Origin of the sequence: Novosphingobium sp. (genome assembly GCF_019748365.1) — a bacterium.
GTDB lineage: Bacteria > Pseudomonadota > Alphaproteobacteria > Sphingomonadales > Sphingomonadaceae > Novosphingobium.
In genome coordinates this window covers 1-3024 of sequence record NZ_JAIEPN010000030.1, presented here as the reverse complement: position 1 = coordinate 3024, position 3024 = coordinate 1, and the positions used below count along the sequence as shown (strand labels likewise).

General features: G+C 62.2%; 7 protein-coding genes. 4 read left to right on the top strand and 3 right to left on the bottom strand.

What is annotated here, in order from left to right:
* The first annotated feature begins 77 nt into the window (after positions 1-77).
* The 4 genes from K5Q19_RS04470 to K5Q19_RS04455 all read left to right on the top strand — a co-directional run bounded on the left by K5Q19_RS04470 (position 78) and on the right by K5Q19_RS04455 (position 2038).
* Positions 78-440: a zincin-like metallopeptidase domain-containing protein gene (locus tag K5Q19_RS04470; protein ID WP_292941612.1), complete on the top strand. Its 363-nt coding sequence runs from the start codon at positions 78-80 to the stop codon at positions 438-440.
* A 37-nt stretch (positions 441-477) separates the two neighbouring features.
* On the top strand, positions 478-1089 hold the full coding sequence (locus K5Q19_RS04465; RefSeq protein WP_072383883.1) for a hypothetical protein: 612 nt from the start codon (positions 478-480) through the stop codon (positions 1087-1089).
* A gap of 21 nt (positions 1090-1110) precedes the next feature.
* Positions 1111-1428, top strand: coding sequence for a hypothetical protein (locus K5Q19_RS04460; protein ID WP_038293167.1), 318 nt, complete (start codon positions 1111-1113; stop codon positions 1426-1428).
* 424 nt (positions 1429-1852) lie between these two features.
* A complete protein-coding gene (locus K5Q19_RS04455; RefSeq protein ID WP_157228613.1) occupies positions 1853-2038 on the top strand; it encodes a hypothetical protein in 186 nt (61 codons plus the stop codon).
* Positions 2039-2054: 16 nt separating this feature from the next.
* On the opposite strand, the gene K5Q19_RS04450 is transcribed toward K5Q19_RS04455, so the two are convergent.
* The 3 genes from K5Q19_RS04450 to K5Q19_RS04440 all read right to left on the bottom strand — a co-directional run.
* A complete protein-coding gene (locus K5Q19_RS04450) occupies positions 2055-2450 on the bottom strand; it encodes a DUF305 domain-containing protein (RefSeq protein ID WP_292941604.1) in 396 nt (131 codons plus the stop codon).
* 72 nt (positions 2451-2522) lie between these two features.
* Positions 2523-2822, bottom strand: a complete 300-nt coding sequence (locus K5Q19_RS04445; RefSeq protein ID WP_292941602.1) for a hypothetical protein — start codon at positions 2820-2822, stop codon at positions 2523-2525.
* Positions 2819-3024 (bottom strand): DUF3147 family protein (locus K5Q19_RS04440; RefSeq protein ID WP_292941600.1); only part of this gene is annotated, 206 nt, incomplete at its 5' end. The genes K5Q19_RS04440 and K5Q19_RS04445, both read right to left, overlap by 4 nt.

Here is a 3024-nt window from a genome sequence, read left to right as displayed (position 1 = left end):
CCATGGGGCTTTTTATTCAACCCAACTGGCCCCTTTTTAAACCGGTGCCTGGCCCGTTTTTATCCCGGTGTTGACATATGCCCGAGTTTGCCGACTTCCACACCAGCGATGATTATTATTCGACCCTAGCGCACGAACTTTGCCACGCGACAGGACATGTTGACCGACTTGCCCGCCCGTCTCTCATTTCCACGAATCGCGAGGACTATGCCCGCGAGGAATTGGTTGCCGAGCTTGGAGCGGCGTTCGTCAGCGCGACCATCGGCATCAAGCTTCACGACCGTGAAGACCATGCCGCCTATCTGGCAAGCTGGCTCCAGGCCCTGCGCAACGACAAGCGGTGCATCTTCACCGCCGCCCGCCTCGCGCAAGATGCGTCCGATTGGCTTTTGAGCCGCATGGCCGTTGAGACGGCCCCCGAAATGGACGAGGCGGCATGAGCGCCCTCACGATCCCGGCCCCGACGAGGGCCGGGGCGTGGCGGCGCGACTGGTCTATGACCTCAATATCGCGACCGTTAGCGAGGCAACCTTCAACGAGCTGGTCGCTATCATGCGCGACGGTCCAACCGGCAAGCCGCTGACCCCGGAGGCACAATGGCGACGCGCCTATCACAAGGCGATGTTCCACCGCCGCCTTGTCGGCGTGCAGCCCGACCTACTCGGCGGAAAGCCGGTGACGCATATGCACAAGGCTGCGCCGGGGCCAGTCGTGGACTGGAAACCGGAGCCGGTTGAGGAGAAGCTGTCCCGGATCGCGCGCGATCCCCAAGCGACGTTCGGCATCGGCCGACCGGCTCTTTCGCCAGAGGAACAGGCCGCCGTCATCAACGGCGCAGCCAATTGGCTGCGGATCGCGCAGCGGGTCCGCATAGCGGGCGCTTTCGCATCCTATGATGGCCGCGCGGAACGCCGCGTTGGTCGGAAAGGTGTCATCTGGCGCTTGTGCAGTCCGGTCTTTGCGGATCACACCTATGTTTATCTCGATCCGACCGGCGCCGAACGGGTAGAGAAGATCGTGATGGTGGAACTACGTGACGTCGAGCCGATCGACGACGCGCTGTTGGTCCCCGTCCCCTTCCACCCTTGAAGGCAGCAGGAACCAAGTCTCATGAATCTACCTCAACGCCGCCCTGCGATCCGAGCTGTCAGCTTCGATGAAGTCGGTCAGGCTATCTGCCGCCTGATCGTGATCGCCGGGTCAGATACCGGACAAGCATCGCGGGCAGCCGACTTCTTGTTGGCATGGTGGGATGGCGCGACATGGGGGCACTTCCCGGTTCTCCACCTGTGCAACTGCGATCCATCCATTTCGGAGGATATGCTGATCGACATGGCGTATCTGGCGCAGGAGCCGACCGTTTATCCCGATGCTTGGGGATACCGCGATGCGATGGCGGCGCTGGTCGAGCAATGGCGGCCGGAATGATCCCGCTGCGCAGCGCGGTAGATATTTCGACCGGCGAGCTGATCGACCGTGACACGCGCCGCGCGCGGCTACTCGCCGCGCGCCGGAGGCCGGTCGGAAGCATCCCTCGCCGGGGCATTCTGTCCGGCCATTGGGATCGGGGCGCAGTTGTTGGGGAGTTTCGGGGCGGGCGCGGCAGTTTCGCCGCGCACGTGGCATCTGTACGCGACCAATAGGACGTTCAGTCGCTATTCAAAGGGCAGTCTCTACTCATGGCCGCATAAGTCATTCGTCCGTGATGGCGATGACGGGAGAGTAGAGATGCGTAAATTATTCTGGATTGCGACAGGGCTATTAGCGACGCTGGCACCCGGCGCTGCGCTGGCTCAGCATCATGGTGGCGGCCATTCCAGCAGTCATAGCGGCTATGGAGGCCACGGCAACTATGGCCGACACGGCGGCGTGGTGGTTTCCAGTCATGGCTATCGCCATTCCCAGCCCTACTACGGGAATAGCTATTATGCCGACTATCCCCGATACCAAGCACGCTACCACGCACGCGATCGGCACCACGATCGTCATTCCCGCCCAAGGCATCACCGCCGCCACCATTGACGGCGGTGATTGCTGATCGCCCTAGTCGGCCGCTATTTGCGGGCTTCCCGGCGTGCAAGCCAAGCCCGCATTTCTGCGATTTCGCGCCGCTGTGTAGCCACCACTTCGGCCGCAAGCCGACGAACGGCGGGATCGCGGCCGTATTTCAATTCAACTTCGGCCATCGCGATCGCGCCTTCATGGTGCGGGATCATCGCGCGCATGAAGTCGGCGTCGGCATCTCCGGTGAAGGCCACGTCCATATCGCCATGCATCTTGGCATTTGCGGCCCGGTAGGCCTTGGTTGCGGGCGGATCGGCTCGGCGGCCTAAAGCATCACCCTGCGATGCGCCGGAAGCGTGTTGGGTATGTTGTGCGCTCGCGGCAAGCGGCATCAGCCCAGCGGCCATTGCCAGCGTGAGCACTACCGTCCTATCAAATCTGACCATAGCAGTTCTTCTCCAGTGGTGGGGTCTCAGTTGATGGCCCGGCTCTTGGCGGCTCGCTTCGACACCACCCGTTCATTGTTGGCGATCATGCTCGACCCAGCGTCCACCCTTGGCAGGGGCCTGCCGAGGCGCAGCGGCATCGAGTTCGGCCACGGCTTGGGCCGCAGCTTGGCAGTCGCTGCCGGTTTTCTGTCCCCGCTCGCAGCGCGTGACGACCAGCCTCGCCTCTTCCGCGTGGAACCGGAAGTAGCCCGCATCCCGTGGTTTAATCAGGCCGCATCCGGTGAGGAAGATCGTTGCAGCAGCAGCAATGAGCGCGCGTTGATTGCTGTTTATCATTGCGCTGATACTCTTGTTGATGATCGAAGTCATAAAGCGATGCCGAGGCGCTGGAGTGCGAAGACCATCGCAAAATAGAGCAGGATGGTTAGGCCGCACCCGGCTGCGAGGGCTGGCCAGAAGCCGACGCCGTGACGCAGAAGGCCCGGGATCAATAGAAACATCGGCAACGAGGGCAGGACGAACCAGAATGTCGCCTGCGCATGTGCCGCCATGTTCGTCGCATCAGGCCGGT